General features: G+C 43.1%; 20 protein-coding genes, 1 pseudogene and 1 riboswitch. Of the genes and pseudogenes, 17 read left to right on the top strand and 4 right to left on the bottom strand.

Annotated features, from left to right (window positions below):
* A pseudogene (locus BLS49_RS25365) lies at nucleotides 1-172 on the top strand (IS110 family RNA-guided transposase); the annotation flags it as partial.
* Nucleotides 173-293: 121 nt separating this feature from the next.
* Here BLS49_RS25365 and BLS49_RS18045 read toward each other — a convergent pair.
* The gene (locus BLS49_RS18045; protein ID WP_091233910.1) at nucleotides 294-1304 is read right to left on the bottom strand and encodes a hypothetical protein; all 1011 of its coding nucleotides are present in this window, start codon (nucleotides 1302-1304) and stop codon (nucleotides 294-296) included.
* A 257-nt stretch (nucleotides 1305-1561) separates the two neighbouring features.
* Here BLS49_RS18045 and BLS49_RS18040 point away from each other — a divergent pair, with 257 nt between their 5' ends.
* The 12 genes from BLS49_RS18040 (at nucleotide 1562) to BLS49_RS17985 (ending at nucleotide 17836) form a co-directional block, all read left to right on the top strand.
* Entirely contained in the window at nucleotides 1562-2323 is a 762-nt protein-coding gene (locus BLS49_RS18040; protein WP_091233928.1) for a methionine ABC transporter ATP-binding protein, read from the top strand.
* A 10-nt stretch (nucleotides 2324-2333) separates the two neighbouring features.
* Nucleotides 2334-2996: a methionine ABC transporter permease gene (locus BLS49_RS18035; protein ID WP_091233925.1), complete on the top strand. Its 663-nt coding sequence runs from the start codon at nucleotides 2334-2336 to the stop codon at nucleotides 2994-2996.
* A gap of 54 nt (nucleotides 2997-3050) precedes the next feature.
* Nucleotides 3051-3923, top strand: coding sequence for a MetQ/NlpA family ABC transporter substrate-binding protein (locus BLS49_RS18030; RefSeq protein ID WP_091233906.1), 873 nt, complete (start codon nucleotides 3051-3053; stop codon nucleotides 3921-3923).
* 170 nt (nucleotides 3924-4093) lie between these two features.
* Nucleotides 4094-4252, top strand: a riboswitch (FMN riboswitch).
* A gap of 148 nt (nucleotides 4253-4400) precedes the next feature.
* Nucleotides 4401-5366: a DMT family transporter gene (locus tag BLS49_RS18025; RefSeq protein WP_091233903.1), complete on the top strand. Its 966-nt coding sequence runs from the start codon at nucleotides 4401-4403 to the stop codon at nucleotides 5364-5366.
* A gap of 719 nt (nucleotides 5367-6085) precedes the next feature.
* Complete coding sequence (locus tag BLS49_RS18020; RefSeq protein WP_425432161.1) at nucleotides 6086-11017, top strand: choice-of-anchor I family protein; 4932 nt, start codon at nucleotides 6086-6088, stop codon at nucleotides 11015-11017.
* Between the two features lie 563 nt (nucleotides 11018-11580).
* Entirely contained in the window at nucleotides 11581-12354 is a 774-nt protein-coding gene (locus BLS49_RS18015; RefSeq protein ID WP_245742552.1) for a YwaF family protein, read from the top strand.
* A 68-nt stretch (nucleotides 12355-12422) separates the two neighbouring features.
* A complete protein-coding gene (locus BLS49_RS18010) occupies nucleotides 12423-13409 on the top strand; it encodes an ABC transporter ATP-binding protein (RefSeq protein WP_091233891.1) in 987 nt (328 codons plus the stop codon).
* Nucleotides 13410-13411: 2 nt separating this feature from the next.
* On the top strand, nucleotides 13412-14200 hold the full coding sequence (locus BLS49_RS18005; RefSeq protein WP_091233887.1) for an ABC transporter permease: 789 nt from the start codon (nucleotides 13412-13414) through the stop codon (nucleotides 14198-14200).
* A gap of 400 nt (nucleotides 14201-14600) precedes the next feature.
* Nucleotides 14601-15392, top strand: a complete 792-nt coding sequence (locus BLS49_RS18000) for an ABC transporter permease (protein WP_091233884.1) — start codon at nucleotides 14601-14603, stop codon at nucleotides 15390-15392.
* A gap of 164 nt (nucleotides 15393-15556) precedes the next feature.
* Nucleotides 15557-16327: an amino acid ABC transporter substrate-binding protein gene (locus BLS49_RS17995; protein WP_091233871.1), complete on the top strand. Its 771-nt coding sequence runs from the start codon at nucleotides 15557-15559 to the stop codon at nucleotides 16325-16327.
* 90 nt (nucleotides 16328-16417) lie between these two features.
* On the top strand, nucleotides 16418-17077 hold the full coding sequence (locus BLS49_RS17990; RefSeq protein ID WP_091233868.1) for an amino acid ABC transporter permease: 660 nt from the start codon (nucleotides 16418-16420) through the stop codon (nucleotides 17075-17077).
* 15 nt (nucleotides 17078-17092) lie between these two features.
* On the top strand, nucleotides 17093-17836 hold the full coding sequence (locus tag BLS49_RS17985; protein ID WP_091233864.1) for an amino acid ABC transporter ATP-binding protein: 744 nt from the start codon (nucleotides 17093-17095) through the stop codon (nucleotides 17834-17836).
* A gap of 154 nt (nucleotides 17837-17990) precedes the next feature.
* On the opposite strand, the gene BLS49_RS17980 is transcribed toward BLS49_RS17985, so the two are convergent.
* Nucleotides 17991-19637, bottom strand: coding sequence for a response regulator transcription factor (locus BLS49_RS17980; RefSeq protein WP_091233861.1), 1647 nt, complete (start codon nucleotides 19635-19637; stop codon nucleotides 17991-17993).
* Nucleotides 19634-21457: a cache domain-containing sensor histidine kinase gene (locus tag BLS49_RS17975; RefSeq protein WP_091233858.1), complete on the bottom strand. Its 1824-nt coding sequence runs from the start codon at nucleotides 21455-21457 to the stop codon at nucleotides 19634-19636. Before BLS49_RS17975 ends, BLS49_RS17980 begins: the two co-directional genes overlap by 4 nt.
* Nucleotides 21458-21599: 142 nt before the next feature.
* Between BLS49_RS17975 and BLS49_RS17970 the strand changes: the two genes are divergently transcribed.
* Genes BLS49_RS17970 through BLS49_RS17960 form a run of 3 tightly spaced genes read left to right on the top strand, consistent with a single transcriptional unit; the run spans nucleotide 21600 to nucleotide 24674 of the window.
* Nucleotides 21600-22481, top strand: a complete 882-nt coding sequence (locus BLS49_RS17970) for a carbohydrate ABC transporter permease (protein ID WP_091233855.1) — start codon at nucleotides 21600-21602, stop codon at nucleotides 22479-22481.
* Entirely contained in the window at nucleotides 22481-23314 is an 834-nt protein-coding gene (locus tag BLS49_RS17965) for a carbohydrate ABC transporter permease (RefSeq protein ID WP_091233851.1), read from the top strand. Before BLS49_RS17970 ends, BLS49_RS17965 begins: the two co-directional genes overlap by 1 nt.
* Before the next feature lie 52 nt (nucleotides 23315-23366).
* The gene (locus BLS49_RS17960) at nucleotides 23367-24674 is read left to right on the top strand and encodes an ABC transporter substrate-binding protein (RefSeq protein WP_091233847.1); all 1308 of its coding nucleotides are present in this window, start codon (nucleotides 23367-23369) and stop codon (nucleotides 24672-24674) included.
* A 448-nt stretch (nucleotides 24675-25122) separates the two neighbouring features.
* Here the strand turns inward: BLS49_RS17960 and BLS49_RS17950 are convergent, their stop codons facing one another.
* The gene (locus tag BLS49_RS17950) at nucleotides 25123-25854 is read right to left on the bottom strand and encodes an HAD family hydrolase (RefSeq protein ID WP_091233842.1); all 732 of its coding nucleotides are present in this window, start codon (nucleotides 25852-25854) and stop codon (nucleotides 25123-25125) included.
* A gap of 331 nt (nucleotides 25855-26185) precedes the next feature.
* Between BLS49_RS17950 and BLS49_RS24885 the strand changes: the two genes are divergently transcribed.
* Nucleotides 26186-26353: a hypothetical protein gene (locus tag BLS49_RS24885; protein ID WP_175471463.1), complete on the top strand. Its 168-nt coding sequence runs from the start codon at nucleotides 26186-26188 to the stop codon at nucleotides 26351-26353.
* Nucleotides 26354-26739: the final 386 nt, after the last annotated feature.

Raw genomic sequence — 26739 nt, 5'->3', positions numbered from 1 at the left:
TCTAGCGGTAATATGCGGATTAAGAAAGGGATTAAACCCGCGCCTAAGAGAATATTATGACAAGAAAAAAAGCGAAGGTAAGCCCCATAAAGTAGCCGTAATCGCTTGCGCCAACAAGGTATTACATCACGTCTACGCCATGCTCAAAAAAGGGCAACCTTTCGCTTCTTAGAAACTGCTTATCCCATAAACTTCCAGTAAGTGGAGGCTTATTTGCTATGCTTTAAAATCAGTATATCAAAAATCTCTTTCCTACAAAACTGTCTATTGACAAAGTATTAGCTGGTTTTCTATTACGATGCAGATTCTACGAATGGTGCGAATTTTGATTGCAGCTTCTTTAAAGCTTCGGTTTGCTTATAGTTTTCCTTTGCTGCGGTGCTCATAAATGCTTCGAGATCCTTCATTAAGGAGCTCTCCGTATGCTCCGCATTTGTGCTCAGCGCTGACTCGTAGGTCTTCCGTGCTTCTGAATCCATGAGCTTAGTGTCATAACTGAACAGCGGCGTATTGTTCGCACCGTAGAAGATAGTCATTATATAGTTGTCACGTAAAGAAATAACCTCTTTGATTCTAACAGCATTCGGATATTTTGTCGTAAACCGTTCAGCAGCAAGCCCGCGATTCAGCAGCTCCTCCCAGCTGATTACGAGAGTAGCATCACGAAGTGAGGGCTTTTTGGATTCTGCCTCTCTTAGCTCGAAGTAGGCTTTAGTCTCATCGTTCGCTTTTTCGAGATAAGGGGATACCTTTGAATAATCAATAACTGGTGCGAACATTCCTTCGGCGGTGGCGAGCAGATACCCGCTGTCTTGAGTCTCAGTCAGAAGGGATTTCAGGGATTCGTCGCTCGTTTTATCAATAAGATCTATTATAGAGTCGTCGATTTTATATAAAGAGGTTATTTGCTCCTGAATGGTGCCTTTAAAGTAACGATTCACGAAACCAGCAAGCTCTTTGATTTGGACATCCTCCAAAGCAAGCAGTACGTGTGACGCATCTTCACTAGAGAGCTCCTCGATATGCTCATCAATAAAATGAAATGCTTGAGGAAGACCCTCTGTCCCCTGCACCAGCGTTTCAAATTCTTTTACCAATTGAGATGAACTAACGCTGCTGTTCTCATGATTAGCACCAGTGTTGCTTTCGCTGGGCGCGTTCTGTTGGGGTGTGTCCTGCTGAGGCTTGGTAGATGTTGAATCCGCTCCGTTATTACAACCACCTAGTACAAGTGAGGCAACAAGGGTCAGAGTTAGCAAAAAGATAATTCTAGTTTTTTTCGCGAAATAGTTTGCTCTTTTCATAGTTACCCTCCATATGACTGTGTTTGTATGCAAATTGATTACTCTTCAAACGTATCCCTCGCCTGAAATGTTTCGGAATAATAAAAAATATCAGTAAAAGAGAGAATCAACTATTTTAAAATTTAAGATTGATATAATGACTAATAATTAGTGACACAGATTTATAAATATACTATAATCAAAAGGTGATGTCGGCTATAACAGATATATAATAATATTAATACAATAATCGCGCCTGCTTTTAGGAGGTGAAGCTTATCATTCATTTGCAGCAGGTAAGTAGAACATTCGCCTTGCCGGAAGGTACGTTTGACGTCGTAAAGTCAGTCTCTCTCTCGATTGAAAGGGGGGCGATTCACGGTATTATTGGGGCCAGCGGTGCAGGGAAATCAACATTGCTCAGGATGATGAATGCACTTGAGGTTCCTGATGAGGGAACTGTAACAGTAAGTGGGCAGAAATTAACCGGTTTGTCTGAGACCCAGCTTCGGGATGCGCGAAGATCCATCGGGATGATTTTTCAACATTTTAATTTGCTGCATAATCGTACAGTGAGCGGTAATGTTGCGGTTTCGTTAGAGCTTGCAAAAATGCATAAGCGGGAACGTGAGGCGCGAGTCCAGGAATGTCTGAGATTCGTAGGGCTGGAGGATAAAGCGAAGCAATATCCTTCACGGCTAAGCGGCGGGCAAAAACAGCGTGTAGCTATTGCGAGGGCACTTGCTAATCAGCCAAGTGTGTTGCTCTGCGACGAACCTACCTCGTCCCTTGATCCGAATACCACGTCTGAAATTTTAGAAGTTCTAAGACATGTTAATGAGACGCTTGGTGTAACCATAGTGATCGTCACGCATGAGATGGACGTTGTAAGAAGCATTTGTGATTATGTATCCGTTATGGAGAACGGTCAGGTTACAGATACTTTTGCAATGGAGCGATCCTCCGGGGTTCAAGTTTCTCGTACTCCACTGTCATATCGCGAGCAACTGCTCGGAAAGGCGGGGAGTGAGCGTGTTTGATTTTTCGTTAATGATTGAAAAAGTCATGCAGTATCAGTCACAGATCGTAGAGTCGATTGGCGAGACATTCCTAATGGTAGGAATTTCGGTAGCCGCTGCAGTTCTACTCGGGCTTCCCGTTGGTACACTGCTTTTTTTATGTGGCAAAGGGCAGTTATACGAAAATAGGACGATTTCCACTGTTCTGAATGGAGCTGTGAATATCATCCGGTCGTTTCCTTTTTTACTGCTGGTTGTATTCATGATTCCACTGACAAGGCTTATTGTTGGTACGGCAATCGGTACCTTGGCGGCTTCTGTTCCGCTGGCAGTTGTATCTATAGCCCTGTATGCCAGACTTGTTGAGCAATCCTTGCTCGAGGTTCCGCGCGGGGTTATAGAGGCTGCCTTATCTATGGGGGCTACGAAGTTTGAAATTGTATATAAGTTTTTATTTGTAGAAGCCCGTTCGGGTCTACTGCGTGGACTGACGACTTCTACGATTAGCTTTATTTCCTATTCCACTGTAATGGGTGTTGTTGGTGGCGGGGGTGTTGGTGATTTTGCCATCCGTTATGGTTATCAGCGATTCGAGACGGAATTAATGGTTGCGATCATCATCATTATGATTGTGCTGGTTCAGTTAGTCCATTACACGGGAAGCTTGATTTCAAGGTGGCTGGATAAACGCTAAAGATATATAGAGAGAATAAGGCGAGAACATACTGAAAGGAAGATAAAGATAACGATGAGTAAAAAGTGGATGACATGGATGTTGGCAATACTGTTGGTGGTAGTTGCGGGTTGTGGAAATGCGAATGGCAACGGAAATGGCGGGAATAGTGCGAGTGGTGGGAATGCCAATACCTCTTCTCAGAACCAAAGTGAAACGAAGAAAGAAGTAACCTTGAAGGTTGCTACGCTCATTCCGCCGATGACAGATATTTTGGAGCTTGTAAAACCGCTTTTGAAGGAAGATGGAATCAATTTGGAACTGGTTGTGCTGTCTGATAACGTACAGCCTAATGATGCTCTTGCTAACAAGGAAGTGGATGCAAACTTCTTTCAGCACGTTCCGTACATGAATGAGTACAATGAGAGCAAGAAATCTAATCTCGTCGGGGTTCAACCGGTATACCATGCAGTATATGGCGCTTACTCCAAACGTTACAAGACGATGAAGGAAGTACCGGACGGTTCGACAATCGCTATCGCTAACGATGCAACGAACACAGGCCGTTCGCTCGTTATGTTAGAAAAAGCAGGACTAATCAAGTTAAAAGAAGGCGTAGGAATTAAGGCAACTCAAGCTGATATTATAGAAAATCCTCATAACTATAAGTTTGAAGAAGTAGACCTATTGATGCTTGCCCGTATGCTGGACGATGCTGATTTGGTGCTGATGACGCCAGCTTATGCAAGTCCACTTGGACTGACACCGAAGAAGGATGCTTTGCTTACCGAAACTACAGATTCAGCCTTTGCGATTACGATGGTAGCGCGCGAGGATAACAAGGACTCCGAGCCGATCAAGAAATTGGCTGAACGTTTGTCTGGACCGGAAGTGAAGAAATTTTTAGAGGAAAATTACGCCGAAATCGCGATTCCGGCGTTTGAATAAATAATTACTTTCAAAAAAATAGTAGGTTACAAAATGATTGTGCAGTGCTATAATTGTTGACATGTTAAGGATGTCATGGTTATTGTGATATATATTACAGTGGGTGAAAATTTTTCACAGTAAGATGTAGACATCCCATAAAATTATAGATATTAAATAATAAAATGAATATGGATCTTCGGGGTAAGGTGAAATTCCTGACCGGCGGTGATGGTTCGTAACTAGTAGTGAACGAACGTTAAGCCCGCGACTCGCTATTAAGATTTAATAGCGACTGATCTGGTGTAATTCCAGAGCCGACGGTAAAGTCCGGATGGGAGAAGATCAAAGATGAGATTGCATGGACTTGGAGTCCAGTTGTTTTAACTGTTCTCTTGTTCAGGCAAGCTTATTTGATCAACCCCCGTACATTTCGGCAAATGCCGATGACGGGGGTTTTCTACGTAGAACCCCATATTCAAGAAGGAGATTCGGAATATGGACAATGCAACAAGTGTAGGAGCACAGGTTAAACCATCGCTGTCTGTGTCAAGAGATCGATCCAAAACTGGATTTTGGCTCGTTGTTTTAGGAGCTGCTCTATGGGGTGTCGATCCATTGTTTCGTCTGATTTTGCTGAAATCGATGACTTCAGCACAAATCGTTCTGTTAGAGCATGTAATTATTGCGTTATGTGTAGGCCCAACATTATGGAAAAATCGGAGAGAGCTCCTAGGTGTGAAATGGAAACAGATCGGTGCACTTCTCTTTATTTCCTGGGGAGGTTCGGCACTGGCAACGATCTTGTTCACAAACGGGTTAGCAAATGGCAACGCGAATGCGGTTCTTTTGCTTCAAAAGCTGCAGCCGCTGTTTGCCATTATAATGGCAAGATTCATTCTTAAAGAACGTTTGCCGCGTTATTTCTCCCTTCTGTTTTTAATTGCACTTGGAGGAACTTATCTATTAACCTTCGGTTTTAATATACCGCTTGGACATTGGAGCGAATTTGTACAGATCGGCAGCTTGTTGTCACTCGGTGCTGCAGCTTTATGGGGCGGTTCGACAGTAATGGGACGTATGATGGTGGGGCAGATGAAATACGAGACCGTAACGGCGCTACGTTTTATTCTCGCGTTACCTCTTCTGATGGCTATTACGTGGAATGAAGGAGCTGCATGGACTTTACCGACAGAGGCTGGACCGCTATCACTGTTATCCATCAATTTGCTCGGGCAGGCGCTGCTTCCTGGATTGCTTAGTCTCTTAGTGTATTACAAAGGACTGACTACTACCAAAGCATCTGTCGCAACTCTGGCGGAGCTTAGCTTCCCGATGGTAGGTGTGCTGCTAAACTGGATCGCCTTTCAACAGATGGTTACAGTAGCTCAAATATGTGGATTTGTTCTAATCTGGTTAGCGTTGTTTGTGATCTCAAGACAAAGTGAATCTTCACCGGCATAAATAATAAAAGTAAAACGGCTCTGACAGGGAGTATCCTTGTTAAAGCCGTTTTTTGTACATTAAAGAAAGTATAACTTTCGCAGGAGTGTAGAATGTCATGAGCAGTGGATAGGCACGATATCAGGAAAAGGATGCAAAAATACAGTTTTATTAAAGTAGCCATGAAAGAAAGAGCAAAAGCCTGCAAATGTGCAGGAATAATGCTAAAAATGGGCTAGTATGAAGATAGTCCTTGGAAAAAGCCTGCACATTTGCAGCAATATAGGGCATTTAGAGACTTTACATGATCAAAGCCTGCACATTTGCATTAATTCTCGGAATTATGCCTCATGACTCTATTACACATGAGCTACGATCATAGATGTAGCGGAATCCGATCCCTGTAGAAGTCAGAGTCAGAAAAAGGTCGCCGTCAGGCGTTTTTTTTAAGAAATCGTATAGATTTTGCGTGAATGAGTGCTAATTGGGGATGGTGGATTAGTGGTAAAACATTAAATAGATACGGTGGTTTGAGACGCAAAAGGGTCAAACTAGTTGAAAAAATCCAATATAACCGGTTGAATCGGTGAAAAGGCTGAATGGGCGCGGAAAAGTCTCTTTTCTAGCCCAAATGAACCTTTCTGATAAATTTTACAAACTAACTATCATTAACAAATGCTGCGATAACATTATCTCTATACACTTTGGATGAATTATGCTGAAGTTGAGGGGGAATGGTTTTGAAATTGAAGAGGAAAAAAATGATCTCGCTAGTTTTGGCTGCGGGAGTAGCAATGAGCTCGGTAGCAACAGGTGGGATCATTACGGCTGCTGAGTTACCTGCGACTTCGGAATTAACGGAGTTAACAGGTGGAGAGTATGGAGTGGGAGAAACTTCCCTGACATCCTTATCTGTTGAACCGGAGCAGGATTTTGGACTTACAGATATTATATTGCCAGAAGCTAAGGAAGGATCACCTTACTCTGTAACGCTTGCTGTATATAGCGGCGTATCACCTTATCATTTTACTGCAAATGGACTTCCTTCAGGCTTGGCGATTAACAATAATTCAGGAATTATTTCCGGTGTGCCTGCTGTAGGTACGGCGGGTAAATATCCAGTGGCAGTGACCATTCAGGATTCATCCAGTCCAGCTCAAAGCATCAACAGACAATTGGAGCTTACTGTAGGACAAGCTGCTATCGAGCCCACCCGTGATGTGATCAAGATTAATCCAATCGCTTCATATTCAGTTGGGACAGCCTCTGAAGATGGCGGCGTTGCTGAGATTGTGAAGTACAACAAAGATAACGGGAAGTTTTATCTTGTGAATGGTGCATCAAATCCTCCGAGCATTGATATCGTTTCACTGAAGACAGGACATCTGACGAAAGAGAAAACGATCAGTGTAAAAGAGCTGGTAGAGGATGGTGTATTTCAATATGGTGATCTTACCAGTATTGATATAAACACTGTTACTAATACGATTGCAGTCGCAGTACAGGAAGCTGCAGCAGATAAGCATGGCAAAATCCTTGTGTTGGATTATGAGGGGAACCCGCTGCAATCCTATGAGGCTGGTGTTCAGCCGGATATGGTGAAGTTTACGTCAGACGGACGATATATTTTGACTGCCGATGAAGGAGAGCCTCGCGAAGCAGGTGTAGATCCTGAGGGCAGTGTGACATTAGTGGATACTACGAACGGCGAAGTAACCCACATCAAATTCGATAATCCGAATGTGATTGATGATCTAGTGCATATTCGCGGACTCTCGAATCCAGATGGGACAATTACAAGCAAGGGAAGTAAGTCAGACGCAATTCGTGATCTGGAGCCGGAGTATATCTCTTTGTCTGCTGATGAACGGACGGCTTACGTATCGCTGCAAGAGAATAACGCAATTGCAGAAATAGACCTGACAACGAAGACAGTAACTTCGGTAAAAGGTTTGGGGTACAAAAATTTCAATGATCCGAATAATGCCATAGATGTTGTTAAGGATGGCAAGATCAAACTGGAGAATGTCCCGTTCTTAGGTATGTATATGCCGGATGGGATCGCCACATATACGGTAGGAGAGCAGACCTATGTGCTGACGGCTAATGAAGGAGATGCAACCGAATGGCCGGGCAGAGTTAACGTATCTACAATTAAGGATATTTATACCCGTTTAGATATAAGTTCTGAAGCAAGTCAGTTTCTACTAGTAAACAAGAAAAACTACGAAAAAGTAGAAGTAGCCAGCGATATGGGGAGCGACAATGTCTATCTCTATGGTGGACGTTCGTTCTCAATCTGGAATGCTGCAGATATGACGCAGGTGTACGATAGCGGCAGTGACTTCGAGAAAATTACAGCTGAGCGGCTGCCTGATTATTTTAATTCGAATCATAAAGAAATTGAGCTGGATGGCCGGAGCAGAAAAAAGGGACCTGAGCCTGAGTACGTAACGGTAGGCAAAGTAGGAAGCAAGACTTTTGCGTTCGTAGGTCTGGAACGGATCGGCGGCGTGATGACTTACGATGTTACGGATCCTAGCCATCCTACATTCGTTAATTATGTGAATACGCGCAGCTTTGACAGTAATGCAGGTCTCAATACAGACCTGGGTCCGGAAGGACTGGAGTTTATTGAGGCAAAAGACAGCCCGACACATCGTCCGCTTTTGCTGGTAGCCAATGAGGTTAGTGGAACAGTTACGGTTCTTGAGCTCGACGTTGCAGAGGAGAATCCTGAGCCAGACACATGGGAATTGACGGTTATGCACACGAACGATACTCATGCCCATTTGGCTGATGTAGCGAGACGCGCTACTCTTGTGAAGGAGATCCGTAATGAGGGAGGCAATAGCCTACTTTTGGATGCAGGAGATGTTTTCTCGGGGGATCTGTATTTTACAAAATGGTTGGGTATGGCTGATCTCGCATTTATGAATTATTTGGGATACGACGCGATGACTTTCGGAAATCATGAATTTGATCAAGGTACACGTGTGTTGGCTGATTTTATTAAACAAGCGAACTTCCCACTTGTCAGCTCCAATATTGATTTCAGCAAGGATGAGAATATAGCTTCATTAGTTAAGAGTCCGATTGTTATTGACGCAGCAGCTAAGGCGGAGAAAACAACGGCAAATGCGGGTGTATATCCTTATGTTATTTTAGATGTGAACGGTGTGCAGGTTGGTGTATTCGGCATGACGACGGAGGATACCGCTGAAACTTCAAGCCCGGGCAAAAATGTAACCTTTAAGAATGCTCAGGAATCTGCAAAAGAGACAGTAAGTCTCATGGAGCAGAAGGGGCTTAAGCATATTATTGCATTGTCCCATTTGGGATATGGAAGAGACAAGGTTATTGCAGATGCCATTGAAGGAATAGACCTTATTGTAGGTGGTCATACACATACAAAGCTGAATGAGCCGGAAATTTTGACCGACAGCATTCACAATACGCCAACCGTGATTGTTCAAGCGAATGAATGGGGTAAATTCCTCGGGCGTGTAGATCTGGTCTTTGATCCAAATGGGGTTATCCAGACAGGTGAAGGACAAACCAAAGGTCAATTGATTACTGTAGACAATAAAGTCGCTGAAGATACGATCGCTAAGGAAATGCTTGCTCCTTACAATGCAGAGCTTGAGGAGCTTAAGAAACAGGTTGTCGGTACTGCTTCTATCGTTCTTGATGGGGAACGCAAAAACGTTCGCTCCAAAGAGACTAACCTGGGTAATCTTATCGCTGATGGGATGCTCTCTAAAGCGAAGCAGTTAAAAAATGCTGATATCGCAATTATGAACGGTGGTGGAATCCGCGCTTCTATCGATCAAGGGGAAATTACGATGGGAGAGCTTCGTACGGTTATGCCGTTCGGGAACACGCTGTTCGTACTAGACGTGACGGGACAGCAACTGAAGGATGGATTGGAGAACGGGATCAGTGGAGCCAAGCTGTCTGACTTGCCAGGCAAGTTCCCGCAAATTGCCGGAATGAAGTTTAAATGGGACCCTGATGGGACCGCAGGAAATAAAGTGTTTGATATTATGATTAAGCGGGGTTCTGGATATGAGCCGTTGAATCTTTCATCGACGTACCGACTTGCAACTAATAGCTTTGTAGCTAATGGTGGTGATGGATATGCCTCATTTGCAGCAGCGATCGCAAGCGGTGCATATCACGAGGATCTTGGATATCCGGATTACGAGATTTTCATGCAGTATGTTGAAGCTCTAGGCGGGAATGTGTCACCTCAGGTGGAAAAACGGATTGTTGAGCAGGCGAAGCCTAACGGCAGTTCAAATAATGGTAATGGGAACGGTGAAAGCTCTTCTTCGAGCTCAGGATCTGGAGTTTCAGCACCGGGAGCAGCTTCGGGAAAAACGGAATCTGACAATAAGGCGACACAAAGCGCAGGTCATGTGTTGTCAGGCAATCAATTGACAATCACTCAAGGAGTGAGTCGTTCCGGTCAGCAGGTTCAGCAGGTAACTGTGAATGCTGATGCTTTAGCGGCAGCGATAGCCCGAGCAACTGCAAGCGGTCAAGGCGAACTGGTCATTGATTTAGACGGGTTAGAAGGTGCGATAGACGTGGTGCTTTCTGCTCAGGCGCTTGGGCTAAACTCGGATTCAGGTAAAAACAATTCCATAACAGTAGTTATCAAGAGTGATCTGGCAACCTATCAATTACCAGTTCAACTGTTAGGGCAAGCAGGAAATGTTTCCGCAGCTAAAGCTAAAGATTCCAAGCTTCATATTTCTATTCTTCCGGTATCTCAAGCCACTCAGGAGAAATTGAATCAAAGTTCCGCAGCTTTAGGCGCTACTATGATTCTTCCTATGGCGCTTGATTTCCAGGTGACACTAAGCGACAATGTGCAGAATCAAGCTCTGAACGATTTCGGAAAGAACTACATTACGCGTATTATACCGATTCCTTCAAACGTGAAATCTGATAATGTTACTGCAGTAAGGTACGATGAAAAGACTGGCCGCTACATGTTTGTACCTTCCACTCGAGTAACTATTGATGGACAGCCTGCTCTTCAGGTGAAGAGTCCAGGTAATGGGATTTTTACACTGATTGAATATAGTAAAAATTTTGCTGACCTGCAGGGACATTGGGCAAAAGCTGAAATTGAGGCACTCGCGTCAAAATGGATTGTAAGAGGTGTAACTGAAAATCAATACAATCCTTCCCAGTCTGTATCTAGAGCTGAATTTACAGCTCTGCTTGTTCGAAGCTTGGGGCTTACTCCAGATCAGGCAAGCAATAGGTTTGTAGACGTAACGGGAGACGAGATTTTATCCGGGGAGATCGGCGCTGCAGTCAAAATAGGTCTTGTTCAAGGAAGTGCTGGTAAAGACGGTCAAAGCTTCGCACCGAACGAGAGTCTGTCAAGATCCGAAATGGCTGTCATGATCGCTCGTGCGATTCGTATCATACAAGGAGACAGCGCTCCTTCCGTCGCAAATAGCGATAGGTTGTCAAGATTTCAGGATTATAGCTCGATACCAGATTGGGCTGCCCAAGATATAGCTTGGTTAGTAGAACAGGAGATCATGAAGGGGAACCAGAAGGGAGCTTTTGCTCCTAATGGAACAACGACAAGAGCTGAGGCAGCGATTATTCTGATTCGAACCTTGAAGGCACTCCATTTGATCGATTAGTTGTGAGATGTTCGTAAGGGGCTGTCGCATAAGTAGATTTATCTTCGCGCTGATATTCGAGTTCGATCCAACAGCTGAATTTTCGAAGTTATTTTCGCTATTTTTAGCTATTTGGGTGCTATCGACTGTTATTCTGATAAAAGTGTAAAAGTGCAGGAATTTTTTATGAAATATGCCTGTTTGGAGCAAAAAAATGCAAAAGTGCAGGTTTTCGACTCAAATATAATCAGAATGGCTCGTTAACCAGAAAAAAGCTGCACTTTCGCAGGAATTTTCCGGAACACCATAACCAAAAATGAAAAAACTGCACTTTTGCAGCAAATATAACGGTTCTCTTCACGTGTACCAAGTAGTAGGAGGAACGGTAGTGTTGAGGGCCATCCCAAAAGCAGATTATCTACTTTTGGGATGGCCCTTTTTTTGTTTTCAGTACAGTTAATTATAGCAAAAGTATATCTTCCAATTTAACGAGCTCAGTGATAAGATTATCCTACATTTGGATTTATTGGAATATCAAAAAATTTAATTATTAAGTTATATTGAAGGGGGCGATGGTTTTCCTGGTGTCCATTTTTTCTTCTAATGCGGTGCCGGATTTTGTTCCTTTCTCCACTGCGCATTTCATTACGGTTGGAATTATGATCATTTTTGTCCTGTCCTTATTTTGGAGCCGAATGTATATTCGCAGCCATCGTATCTGGCGATTAGGAATTCGTTACGGTTTGGCATTCGTTTTATTGCTTACGCAGGTGTCACTCAATATTTGGTATATAGCATGGGGAGTGTGGGATGTGAAACACACGCTGCCTCTGGAACTGTGCAGCTTAAGTCTGCTGCTATCGATTGTTATGCTATGTACGCGTAATCGCATGTTGTATCATGTTTTGTTTTTTGCAGGAATTTGTGGTGCACTTCAAGCTGTTCTTACTCCAAATTTATCCTACGGATTTCCTCACTTTCGATTTTTTGAATTTTTTGCTGCGCATACAGCGATCATACTGGCTCCTCTTTATATGACCTGGATTGAACAATATCGACCTTCTTGGAAATCCATCGGCTGGAGTATGCTGTTCCTGAACTTGCTTGCTCTAATTGTAGGCATCCTGAATATCGCTTTGGGATCGAACTATATGTTTTTGCAGCATAAACCGGACACCCCTTCATTGCTGGATTTATTAGGGCCCTATCCATACTATTTATTAGTTGAGGAAGGGATCGCATTGTTTATGTTCGTTGTAATGTATGCGTTTTTTTTTGTTATTCCACAAATGTTCCGGAGAAATCTAAAAAGATGGGATCAAGAAAGACAACACGAATTTGAGAGTACAGGACTGTAATTCAGCACCTGTTCTCATTCTTTCATTGTAAATGTGCAAACGTTTGTCATTGTCTGGGGGGAGTATAAATGATAGAAGTCAAAAACTTATCTAAACACTATAAAATAGTACAGAAGGACCCTGGTCTAACTGGGGCTATCAAAAGCTTGTTCAAGCGTAAATATACGACAAAAAAGGCAGTAGATGAGATTAATTTCAATATTGAAGACGGTGAAATGGTAGGGTATATCGGTGCGAACGGAGCGGGCAAATCCACTACGATTAAAATGCTGTGCGGGATCTTAACTCCATCTAATGGTGAGATCACCGTAAACGGTATCGTTCCTTACAAAGAGAGAAAACGGAACGCTAAAAATATCGGAGCCGTCTTTGGTCAACGCACACAGTTGTTTTGGGATATAGCGGTACGTGAATCCTATGAATTACTGAAACATATCTATGAGATTCCAGAAGAAGAGTTTCAAGCTTCGATCGCGATGTTTACGGAAGTGCTGGACCTTGAACCTTTAATGAGTGTGCCCGTGCGACAGTTATCATTAGGGCAAAAAATGCGTTGTGAGCTCGCAGCAGCATTTTTACATAACCCCTCGATTGTCTATTTGGATGAACCAACAATCGGATTGGATGTAGCTGTAAAAGTGAAAATTCGCCAATTCATTAGGGAGATGAATCGACTCCGTGGAACGACGGTCATTTTGACGACACATGATATGCAGGATATCGAAGAAATTTGTAAACGAATAATTATTATCGATGAGGGTAAAGTGCTGTACGATGGCAGTCTACAATCTATCAAGGAACGTTATGGTGATAAACGAATCATTCACTTCGAGCTCGAACGGGAAGGAGAGTTTCAATTACCTTCTTCAATGGCTGATAAAGTGGAGTGGAGCTACGGCGATGAAGGCAGGGTGAGTATCTCGTTCAGCAACCACACCATTACAGCAGCAGATGTGATCTCAGAAATGCTCCAAAGCTATCAAATTCGAGATCTGACAATTGCTGATTCCAAGATTGAGACGATCGTTCAAGATATTTACATGCGGGGGATATAGCCATGCGTAAATACTGGGAAATGATGAAATCTCAAATCAAGGTGGATATGGCCTATCCGCTGTGGTATTGGGCCAGCAGTGTAGCAACGGTTGTGCAGATGCTGATTATATTTGCATTCTGGAATGCCGTATACGAGAACCGGACTACCATCAGTGATATGTCCCTTGAAGCGATGGTTACCTATACAATGATTGCTGTATTATTGAATGATTTTGTGGCTGGTGTAGGGACTCAATTAGCCAATCAGGTGCGTGATGGAAGCGTATCTATTGAACTGATGAGACCGTATAATCTTTTGGATAAACTAGTGGCCCTTGATCTTGGGTTTAAGATATCGGCGGTTACTAGGCAAACGATTCCTTTGTTGGTCATCGCCTATTTATTCCTGGGCGTAAGTCTCCCGGTTTCCTGGGAAGCGGCGTTGTTATTTGTGCTAAGCGCCATTTTAGGGATATTCATAGGGACGCAGCTTGACCTTATTCTCGGAATTGCGGCCTTCTGGCTGGATTATATTTGGGGACTCCGAATGTTGCGTGGAGCAATTTTACTGTTTTTCACGGGTGCATTAGTGCCAATCACTATGTTTCCAGAGTGGCTAAGGATTTTAAGTGCTTATTTACCATTTCAATCAATGGTGTTTATACCCGTCTCGATCTACACGGGACAGCTGACCGGAATGGCTGCCCTTCAGGCGATGATCATTCAGGTCTTGTGGTTGGCGGGGATTTATGCAGGGATTCGGGTGCTTTGGAGCTATGCCATCAGAAGAGTCACCATTTTCGGTGGCTAGAGAGGTAGCTCAAAAAGCAGGATTTTGATCACGAAGCAGTTCGAAGATGTGTATTCGACATCGAATCTTGAATTCAGCAATGACTTGCGGTGCTCACGTACTCAAACGTACGCTCCGCTCCTCAGTCCTTGCTTCATTCAACCTTCTCGGTGCTGAAAATCCAACTTTTTGAGCCTTCATTGAAAGAGGTAGCTCAAAAAGCAGGATTTTGATCACGAAGCAGCTCGAAGATGTGTATCCGACATCGAATCTTGAATTCAGCAATGACTTGCGGTGCTCACGTACTCAAAACAGCAAATGCTTACGAAGTCGTTTTCTACGAAAACGTGTAGCTCCGCTCCTCAGTCCCTAGCTTCATTCAACCTAAAGCCAACAACAGACCAACAAAGGAGGGTAAGCAATGTGGAGATATTTAGTACTGTACTGGCATTTTTTTAAGGCCAGGGTTAAAGTCATGATGGAATATCGCGTGGATTTTTTGATCGGGATTACCTCGAATATTTTTACGCAGGGTACCTCGATTCTATTTATAGCCATAGTGTTTCAGCATATTGATGCAATTCATGGCTGGACGTTTTATGAAATGATGTTTATTTATGCGGTTGCGATGTTAGGGAGATCGTTAGAGCATACTTTTTTTGATAATCTGTGGATGCTTGGTGGGCAATACATTAGGCCGGGCAATTTTGATCGCATATTGATTCGCCCGGTCAATGCATTGTTTCAGGTCGTCGCTGATCGTCTTCAACAGGATGGGATCGGGAGCTTGATTATTGGACTTATTGTTCTATTTACGTCGACGCCTCATCTTGATATTCACTGGGGGGCAGCACAGGTTATTTGGTTTATCGTAATGATTATCTCGAGTGGAATTATATTTTTGGCGGTGAATCTGTTTTTTGCCTCATTATCCTTCTGGATGGTTGATAGTTTACCGATCATGTACGCTGTTCAGAGGACGAGTGACTTTGCGCGTTATCCGATGAATATTTTTGGCAAAGGGATTCGTTTTGTGCTGACATGGATTATTCCGTACGGATTTACTGCATTTTATCCGGCAGCTATGTTTATTGATGACTCAGGATTCCAAAATGTAGCAGTCTGGACTCCGGTCGCGGCACTCATCAGTATTACGATCGCCTACCTGCTCTGGAATCGGGGGCTTCGTTCCTTTACCAGCACTGGCAACTAATACTGTAAAATTTGTCTATTTTGTATCAGTTGCCAAATAAGACCCAATTCTCTCGACTCTTCTATAGTAGTATGCTATCATGAGAATCTGATAACGTATTAACGAACTAAAGTACCATGCTGGAGATAGGATGGTGCTAGATTTAGAAGATGGGGGAAAACAAGATGAAAAAGGCAGCACTTATAACTTTGGTGCTTGGCATGATGCTCGCTGTGCTGGCGGGATGCTCCGGCTCAGGCAAGGATGACAACAAGCTCGTAATCGGAATCGATGATAAATTTGCTCCTATGGGCTTCAGAGATGAGAGCAACGAAATCGTAGGCTTTGATATTGACCTTGCTCGCGCAGCAGCGGAAAAGATGGGTATGGAGGTTACTTTCCAACCTATCGATTGGAAAGCAAAGGAATCTGAACTTAGCAGCGGACGCATTGATTTGATCTGGAATGGATATACAATTACTGAAGAGCGCAAAGGTAAAGTGTTATTTACCAAGCCTTACTTAAAGAATAGCCAGGTCATTGTCACTTTGGCAGATTCTGATATTCATGCGGTTAGCGATTTGGCGGGTAAGGTTGTTGGACTTCAATCGTTGTCCTCGGCAGCAGATGCACTGGATGCAAATCCGATCAAATCCGAAATTAAGACAGTAAGTGAGTTCGCAGATAACGTACTGGCACTCAGTGATTTGAAGACAAAACGTCTTGATGCCGTTGTTATTGACGAAGTGGTAGCCAGATATTACATGTCCAAAGATGAAGGAACCTTCAAATTGCTGGATGAATCTTTAGCACCGGAAGAGTACGGAATTGGCGTGAAGAAGGATAATGAAGAATTGCTGAACAAGCTGCAAAAGGCATTGGATGAATTGAATCAGGATGGTACTGCAGCCACAATTTCAGAAAAATGGTTTGGTGAAGATAAAGTTCTGAAATAAGTGAAATGAAGAGCATTTAATGGCTAAAGACCGGATTAAGAATCCGGTCTTTAGCGTTCAATAGGATAAACTTGGTGAGGAGCTAGATAGATGAGCTTGGATTATTTATGGCAAATTACAGGACCGATGCTGGAAGGCGCCAAAACAACGGTGCTACTGTTTTTTCTTGCAATTATAACCTCAATTCCACTCGGCTTTGTCTTTACTTTAATGGTCAGGAGCCATGTGAAGCCGATTGCCTGGTTCGCTAACGGATATATTTATGTATTACGTGGTACACCACTTCTTTTGCAGATGCTATTTATCTGTTTTGGCCTGCCTGTTATTCCTGTCATCGGTGAATACCTCGTGATGGATCGTTTTGCAGCAGCTGCATTGGCATTTACGTTGAATTATGCCGCATATTTTGCAGAAATTTTCCGCGGTGGTCTGCTTGCGATTGATAAAGGGCAATATGAAGCAGCCCAAGTGCTTGGATTGGGGCGCTGGCATACGATGACTCGTATTGTACTGCCGCAAATGTTCCGAATTGCGCTGCCTGCGGTTTCGAATGAATCGATTACACTCGTGAAGGACACGGCTCTTTTATATGCTGTTGCTGTACCTGAGCTGCTTCATTTTGCGCAGACAGCGGTGAATCGTGATTTTACGATTGTGCCGTTTATCGTCGCAGGTGTAATTTATTTATTTATGACATTGTTGCTGACATTGTTATTTAAGGCATTAGAGCGCAAATTCAAATTCGAGTAAAGGAAAGAAGACGATATGGCGATCATTGAAATTACGAATTTGAAAAAATCGTTTGGTGATACCGAAGTGTTGAAGAACGTGTCGCTTAGCGTAGAGCAAAGTGAGGTTGTTGCTGTTATTGGTCCTTCCGGTTCGGGCAAAAGCACCATGCTGCGCAGTATGGCATATTTGGAAGAGGCGAATGGAGGCAGTATACAAATAGGTGAAGAGTATCTGGTGAAGGATGGGAAATACCCAGCGAGTGCTAAAATAAAACAAATTACTTCGCGGATGGGAATGGTTTTTCAACATTTCAACCTGTTTCCGCACTTAAGTGTTCGAGATAATTTGGAGCTTGCACCTAAGTTATTAAAACAATTCTCTTCCGCAGAAATTCGCAGTAAATCATCAGATCTGCTGAATAAGGTAGGGCTGCTCGATAAAGCGGACGCTTACCCGTCCAATCTATCAGGCGGTCAGAAGCAGCGCGTAGCTATTGCCAGAGCCCTTATGATGAGTCCGGAAATCCTGCTGTTCGATGAGCCTACATCCGCGCTTGATCCTGAGCTTACTGGTGAAGTGCTGCAAGTCATGCGGCAGCTTGCTGAGGAGCAAATGACGATGGTTGTTGTCACTCATGAGATGGGCTTCGCGAAGGAAGTTGCCGATAGAGTAATGTTCATGGCTGACGGTGAATTTATCGAATCTGGATCGCCTGAGCAAATGTTCGGAAATCCTCGGCATGAGCGGACAAAAGCATTTTTAAATCGAGTATTGTAATATGAAGATAGAACTACCTCATCCGAACGGATTAGCAGGTAAAGCTGTATCAGAGGCATTTTTGAAGTGGTATAGACAGTAAGGTGCTTTAATTAAGGAAGGGATGATTATGTTAGTGACCGTGATCTCACTATATATTCATCCCTGTTTTTTATTATTTTTCCAGATTGCTGCGGTACATTTTTGGAGAAACCCCCTCTTGCTTTTTAAAAACCTTACTGAAGTACTTCACATCATGAAACCCTACCATTTCAGCTATTTGGACTATTTTAAGATTGGGGTTCAGCATTAGCGTTTTGGCTTTGTTGATTCGGTATTGTCCCAAATAATCGGAGAAGTTGATGCCAAATTCTTGCTTGAACTTTCGGGATACGTATTCCCGGCTTACAAAGAAGTGGCTCGCGATATCCTGCAGGGAGATCTCAGTCTGATAGTGGTAGTCAATGTATTTAATAATATCCATCATCGTCCTGTTCTCGCGTGCCTGCCGCTCCATGATAATTCGAGATAACTGCTTCATATAATGATTGGACCAATCTCTCCAAGCGAATAAGGAGAAGGAATATCCAGTGGTAAACGGAGGTTTACTCTCTTTATCAAGCTCCTCTAACTGAGAAAATGCGGCATCAGCTTCATCTCCAAGCATTTCTCTAAGCAGCCTTGTACGGAATGAGGCAATGTCCTTTTTCCAAATTTCCAACAACTCCGGTGTAACGATGCCTGATCGGCTGAGATCATCGACCCATTTCTGTGATACAACATCAATTCGCTCGCTGCTTCCACTCATAATGGCCATTTTCCAATCCTCCTGAACACTGGAGAAGAAAATATAGCCGTTGCCCGTATTCAATGAAGCTGGGCCAGTTCCAACTGAGCTTGGTTTTGACGTGTGTGCATATTCCCCCGGATTAAGCAAATTACGTCTTGTGACTGCGGTCAATGCCTCTTTGTATTGTGCAGGGATACTGCGTGGAAGATCTCCGACAGAACTGACGCCGAAATGCATTCTACGCTGTAAAGTATGAAAGAGGCCCTCATTCATTTGCAGAATTAAATCGGTAACTGCCTCATATTGATGCCAGAGTAAAATAACTATTTCTGAAGTTGCACCCCAATATTTGAACGCAATACCCCGCCCTTGAGACCGTAAAAAATCGTTGCATATATTTATAATGGCAAAATGCAGAAGCTCACTTTCATTAGCAAACCTTTTAAGCAGAGGCGTATCACCAGTATCAACCTGTAGAAGAAGCAATCTTACGTTTTTGGCTTGCTCCGGAATAATACCTTCCAAGGTTAACTTTCGTAATGTACTCTCTGCGGGTATCGGATCATCGATAAATGATGACAGCATTTTCTCACCATATAGAGGTTTGAATTCGTTCAATCGGATGGTTTGCCGCTGAATATCGTTTCGTTCCTTGTCTTCACGTTTCCACTCCGCGACGGCTTTGGATACAGCAGCATTAATAGCTTCTGCATCAATCGGCTTAAGTATATAGTCAATGCCCCCATTGCGGACGGTGTTGCGAACAAAGTCAAAATCATCGTGTCCGCTGACTACGATAAATTTAATGCTGCCAGCGTATTCATTTACCCAAGACATTAATTCTAGTCCGTTGCCGGATTCCATCATCATGTCCATAATAATGATCTCCGGTTTGGATTGCCGGATCATTTCAATGGCTTCAGAGCCGCTTGAGGCTTCCTGCAATTCATCGATACCATGTGATTTCCAATCAACCAGCAGAGTGATCGCTCTACGAACTCTTGATTCATCATCAACAATTAATGCTCTCATTCCTCTTCATGCCCCGCTTTACTACTTATATTTGCAAAAATCAGTGTAATCATAACACCCACTGGGTCAAGATTGGTTATAGTTAGCGATGCATTCTCACCGCAGACAAGCTGTAAACGAGCCAGCACATTCGTAAGTCCAATCGTCAATCTTCCGGCATCCTTTTCCGCATCTCCCGGACGCGTAACGCCAGGATTAGTGAAATTGTTCAACTCTGTCTGGAGATGCTCCAGCTTATTCTCTGGAATCATAACCCCGTTATTCTGGATTGTGACTTCTACTTGTTCATTTTTCCAAACATTCGCATGAATCGTAATAAGTCCGTCGGTTTTAGTACGGTTAATACCGTGTTTGAAATAATTTTCAATAATGGGCTGTAGAATCATTTTCGGCATCGGCGTATCGAGCAGTGATTCCTCCACATCGTAACGAAAATCAAACCGGTTTTCAAACCGTTCCTTTTGCAGCTCGATATATGCTTTGACATGCTCCAGTTCATCACGCAGGGTTACGATTTTGTCCTCATTGTTCATACTGTAGTGCATCATTTTGGCAAGAGCAGATAGCAGAGCGTAAATCCGCGGTACATTCAGCTCAAGTGCGAGAGTCCCGATAATCTGCAGTGTGTTATTTAGAAAATGGGGATTTATTTGAGCTTGAAGCGCTCGAAGCTGATTTGTTTTATTAGACAGCTCTAGCTTATATTCTTGCAGGATCAAATTATTGATAGTGTCCATCATACCGCGGAATCTAACCATAACCGCACCAATCTCGTCATTGCTGGACGGTTTGATATCGACATTCAAGTTACCGATTTGGATTTCATTCATGTATTTGCCCAGTTGCTTGATAGGTGAAGTAATACGGATCGAGATCAGTATGGTTGCGATCACAATGATGATGAGGGAGAAAGCGAGCAATAGCAAGTTGATACCTACTGCCTGATTGGCCTCTCGGTTCAAATAGGATACCGGCACTTGCTTCACAAGTGTCCAATCTGCGCCAACGGCTTGCAATCGCTGATAGACGAATACGTTGTTATCCTCTTCGAAGCTGCCTTTATTATCAGCAGTATTAAGAATATGGTTTCTATACCATGCTGCCTGAACGGGCTGACCCAATTTTTCTTCTGCATCGCTGTATACGATGAAGCCTTCGTTATCAATAATGTACATCTGTTCCTGGTCCTTTTTGTAAAGCTGCTCCACGATGTCTGATATTGCTGAATATTTAACGTCGATGGACAAGTACCCAATGACCTCACTGGAAGGTACACGCTCTATTCTTCTATGCAATGTGAAGACAGGCTCCGAGGGATACTTAGGCTGAAGCTTGGCAAATCCATAGGAATGACTCATATGGGTTGATTGCACGAATAAGCTTCGGTCGTTCTTGTCCAGGGCGTCCTTGAAAAGAGCGGTATCATAATTTCGTTTAGGTGTATTTAATGTCACCAGCGTTGCTTTATGATTCACACTCTCATATAGGTACACCTGATAAATATCCGGAATGGATGTGGATATATAGGACATTGCCGCATATACGCGTGAATTACTCTGAACATCCTCATAACCAGCCTCAAGCAATCTGAACAGCTCGGTATTGGAATATACGGTTGAAGAGCTTCGGTTCAAATCCTCAAGCAGACCGGCGATATTTCGCTGGCCTTGGTAGAGCAAGTTGGCATCCTCATGCGCAGCCCTCGCTTTTAGCGAACTCGTGGTGTAGTAATAGGTAACAAACATTGTAGCGACAATAGGTACAACTGAAGCGATAAGCATAAAGACAATCAGTTTGGTTCGAATGCTGTTCCATTTCATGATGGTGTATCCTCCTTGACTGGCGAGACAGTAGATCAATAAATTGCACCTGAGTGTTCAACTGAGTAGGTGTTTATCTAATCGGAATAAAGTCATAATAACAATACAATAGTTCTTTGGTAGAAAGAAAGGGGGCTGCTCCATGGGCAACAAGAGAACATCAAGATGGGGATTGCAACTATTTTTTATAGGGCCAGTCCTGTTGTTTTTCGTCATCGTTATGGTCATTCCGTTTTTCCTTGGAATGTATTATTCGTTAACGGATTGGAACGGGGTAGCAGGGACCGTCAATTGGGTAGGCTTAAGCAATTTCAAGACAATTTTCACAAATGATCCTGACTTTTGGTCTTCGTTCTGGTTTACTGTAAGGTTTACTTTAGTAGGTGTTGTATTAACTAATGTCGTCGGGTTTTTCCTGGCATATTTCTTGACCAAGGCGCTGAAGACACGCAATATTCTGCGTACAATCTTCTTTATGCCTAACGTGATTGGTGGTTTGCTGCTCGGCTTCATTTGGCAGTTTATATTCATCAAAGGCTTTAGCACCATGTACGACATTACAAACTGGTCATTCTTCGGGCTTCCTTGGCTGGGTGATTCGATTACAGGCTTCTGGGGAATCACCATTGTATTCGTCTGGCAGTCTGCTGGTTATTTGATGGTCGTCTATATTTCGTCACTTACGAATGTACCTTCAGAGGTAATGGAAGCGGCTGAGCTTGACGGGGCAAACCGTTGGCAAATGCTTCGCAGCATCATCGTACCGCTTATAATGCCAGCAGTAACAATTTGTTTATTCCTCGCCATTTCCTGGGCGTTCAAAATGTTCGATTTGAACCTGTCCTTGACTAAGGGTGGACCATTTAAATCGACAGAATCTGTTGCAATGAATATTTATGTTGAGGCTTTCCAAAATAACCGTTATGGTCTCGGTACCGCGAAGGCAATGCTGTTCTTTGTCATTGTAGCTGCTATTACTTTCTTCCAGGTTCGTCTGACGAAGAACAAGGAGGTTGAAGCTTAATGACCGAGAAGAAATACAACTGGAGACTGCTGGTGACTGAGGCCGTTATGGCTCTCGTCGCGATTTTATTCCTGGCGCCCTTCTACTTCCTGTTCGTCAACTCAGTCAAGCCTTTCGGTGATATCATGTCGAACTCGGCAAGCTGGCCGACAGAATTTCATTGGAGCAACTACTCTAAAGCTTGGGAGTTAACTCGCTTTCCTGAAGCATTCACTAACTCTCTGGTCATTACAGTAGTAAGTGTAGCATTGATGGCAATTATTAGTGCCATGGGCGCGTATCGTATGGTTCGTGATGATTCCAGGTTCAACCGTGCACTATTTTTTCTCTTCATCGCGGCAATGGTTATTCCATTCCAATCCATTATGATTCCGCTGATGAGAGTAGTTAATGAACTTGGAGTCAACAATAGCAGAGTTGGTCTAGTCATGACATACCTTGGACTAGGAGCTCCGATGTCATTGTTCCTGTTCCACGGATTCGTTAAATCGATTCCTCTGGAAATTGAGGAAGCAGCAACGGTTGATGGATGTTCGCCAATTACTGTGTTCTTCCGCATCGTATTGCCTATGCTTAGACCGATGCTGATGACAGTTATTATCTTAAATACACTTTGGGTATGGAATGACTACTTGCTTCCTTCCCTGATTCTGCAAAGACCAGAGATGCGGACAATTCCACTTGCAACGTTCTCATTCTTTGGACAGTACACGAAACAATGGGATATTGCACTCCCGGCACTGGTTCTGGGGATTGCCCCAGTCATCATTTTCTTCTTAGCACTTCAGCGTTATATTGTTGAGGGTATAGCAGCTGGGTCGGTTAAAGGTTAACCGACCCTCTGTTCCAAAATATATTTAAATAAGTACAAGGGGGAATAAGGTAATGAAGAAGAAAAACAAGCTTACAGTCGTTTTGTCAGTCTTGATGTCCATGTCACTTCTTTTGGCAGCATGTGGTGGCGGAAATAACGCGGCTAAGAATGAAAGCGGAAACACGGCAGGCTCAGCTAATAAAGGAGAAATAAAGACCGTTAAAATTTTTCAATTTAAAACTGAGATCGTTGAAGGTCTTAATGAATTAAAAGTTGAATTTGAGAAAGAATATCCAAATATTAAACTAGATATCCAAACAGTGGGCGGCGGTGCTGACTACGGCGCTTCCTTGAAAACTAAATTTGCATCCGGCGATGCACCAGATATTTTCTCTAACGGTGGATATAGCGAAATGGAAATGTGGCAAGACAAGCTGGAAGATTTGAGCGATCAACCTTGGGTTAAGGATTTGATTCCTCTCGCAGCACAACCAATGACTAAAGATGGTAAAATCTACGGTATGCCAATGAACCTTGAAGGCTTTGGATACATCTACAACAAAGATTTGTTTGCAAAAGCAGGTATCACGGAAACTCCTAAAACTTATTCAGAGCTCGAAGCTGCAGCTAAAAAGCTGAAAGATGCTGGTATTACTCCATTTGCCAACGCATATCAAGAATGGTGGCTGATCGGGAATCAAGGGATTAGCGTAGCATTTGCACAACAACCTAATGTTGATGAATTTATTAAAGGACTCAACGAAGGAACAGCAACTATGGTTGGCAACGAGAAATTTGATAACTGGGCTAAATTGATGAAATTGACTGTTGATTACGGTAATAAAAACCCATTAACTACTGATTACAACACTCAGGTAACCATGTTTGCAAATGGTGAAGCAGCAATGATGCAAGAAGGTAACTGGGCACAAACTATGATCGACGGAATTACTCCTAATATGAACATCGGTGTTTTGCCAATGCCGCTTAGCGATGATCCTGCTGAAAGCGACAAGCTGACTATCGGTATTCCAGCAAACCTGGTTGTTAACAAAGATTCCGCTGTGAAGGAAGAAGCAAAAACATTCCTCAACTGGCTCGTAACTTCTGATATAGGTAAAGAATATATCGTTAAGAAATTCAAATTCATCCCAGCCTTGTCTTCAATTGAAGCAACATCTGAAGATATGGGTGCTATCGGTACTGAGCTTTGGAACTACATTCAAGCTGATAAAATTTATGCATTGCAATCTTCAAAATTCCCTGATGGCGTAGCTCAAGAATTTGGCAGCGTAATTCAACAATACATTGCTGGCAAGAGCGACGTTAAGGGTTGGGAAGAAAACATGCAAGCCGCTTGGGACAAACTTAAGAAGTAATTAGTTTACTAAATAGTAATTGACATCTGACTGCTTCTGCGCCCACTCGTGATGATGGGGCGGAAGCAGTTTTGCTATATCAGGATCGTTCTAAATGAATGGAGGACATCAATGTTGCGTCCTTCAAATCAAGTGCAAATAGGCGTGGATTATTATCCTGAACAATGGTGCGGACAAGGCGCAATGGTCTGCGCAATAGTTAGAGGAATCCAACTAAAGGGTGCGCACAGTGTTCAAATGCGTACTAGCATTACCCCAAACAGGAGCATAAGCATCAAAAGTGACGTAGAAATGTTGAGATAGTGGACCAGTTTTTTGGTAAGCGGGGAGCATCTGCCGCATTTGTATTACGAGTGCTCGGAATCGCGCGCACAGTGCCCAAATGAGCCGCAATAGTTGGAAAAATCCCACTAACCACTCCACTAACCACTAATCACATCAACTCCCATCAATCGACAAATAACTCTAACAACACTTCGGCAATATCGTTATAACTGGTCACTACATGGTGAGGTTGATGCTCTGATTCTGGCTGAACTCCTCTATGGTTGAACCATAGGACGTTCCATCCGGCAGAGATGGCTCCTACAACGTCATTACGCCACGAGTCACCAATGTAATAACAGCCTGTAGAAGTTAGTCCAAGGCTTTCTGTGACATGGTCGAACAGCCCACGATCCGGCTTCGTTATGCCGACAGCCCCCGAAATAAATATTCGATCCGGCGATATTACATGATTGACTCCAAGTGCTTTTATTTTCTGAAACTGATGCTCGGGCGGTCCGTTGGTGATCAGTCCAACTACAGTGCCACGACTCATTAATTCATGAATTAATCCTTCAGCTCCGTCAAATAGCTCAATTGCAAATTGGTTGCCTAAATAATCATCTTGAACTTTCTGTGCCTGATCGGGTGTGAGAGAAAGGCCGAACTCAGATAGGGACAATATAAAGCGATTTCTTCGCATATCCTCAAGAACCCTCCCATGAGTCGGAGTCCCTCCGGCCTGGGCTGATAAAGTATCACTGAAATAACGCATTCGGTGATAGGCATGTTCATAAGGGAAATCGGTATTTGTATGAAGAATATTCTGCAGGGCCTTTCGAAATGGAATAAGATGATCATAGAGTGTATCGTCGACATCGAAGAAAACAGCTTGCGGCGGTATATTTTGAGTCATGATGGAAGTTCTCCTTTAAGAGCTATATTCTACGAAATATTATACTGTATTTATTCCTATTACAAAGTATCAGCTCTTAGCTCTGCTAGAGAGTAATATGTCGATTTTGATCTCCAATGTCGAACAGTGTCGGATGGATTGGGAGTAATGGGAAGTATTTTGGAGCGTTGCTAAGGATGTTTATGGATGATTCCGTACCGTTCCAAGAGTAGATAAATATTATTCATTTTATGGCGAGACAGTCTTAGATCCTGTTTTTCATGCTGGCGTGAAACCTCTATACTAATAATTGTGTAAAAAAATAGTTCAATTATAGAGGAGATGACCTGGCTTGGCTTATGATGAAGTGTTGGAACGCCGGATGGAAATGCTAAAACGACGGATTGGTGAATTAATCGCCAAGGATAACCAATATGGATTAGGAAAACAAGAGGGTCAATTTCTGCAAAGAACGATCAAAGAATTGCATCAGACCAATTTTGAATTGAACGCGAAATAATACTTTAGTTGTACTGAAGAGGCCGTCCCAAAAGTTATCTAGGATAACTTTGAGGGGCGCTTCTTTTTTAGCAGTGGAAAGGCAAGATATCAGGAAAAGCTGCAAAAATGCAGTTTTAAAAAAGTAGCCATGAAAGGATGAACAAAAGCGTGCAAAAATGCAGCAATATTGTTTAGAATAGACTAGTTTGAAGAGAATCCTTAGAGAAAGCCTGCACATTTACAGCAATTTAGGGCATTTAGAGACTTTACATGATCAAAGCCTGCACATTTGCAGGAATTTCAGGAATTCCGCATCATGACTACTATTACACATGGGATACGGTCATGAAAACGTGGCGGGGTCAAGCGGTGCAGGGATCGTCTTCATTGCACCGCTATTTCTAG

The organism is Fontibacillus panacisegetis, from assembly GCF_900102215.1.
Lineage (GTDB): Bacteria > Bacillota > Bacilli > Paenibacillales > Paenibacillaceae > Fontibacillus > Fontibacillus panacisegetis.
This window is presented reverse-complemented; position numbering and strand designations above follow the sequence as displayed.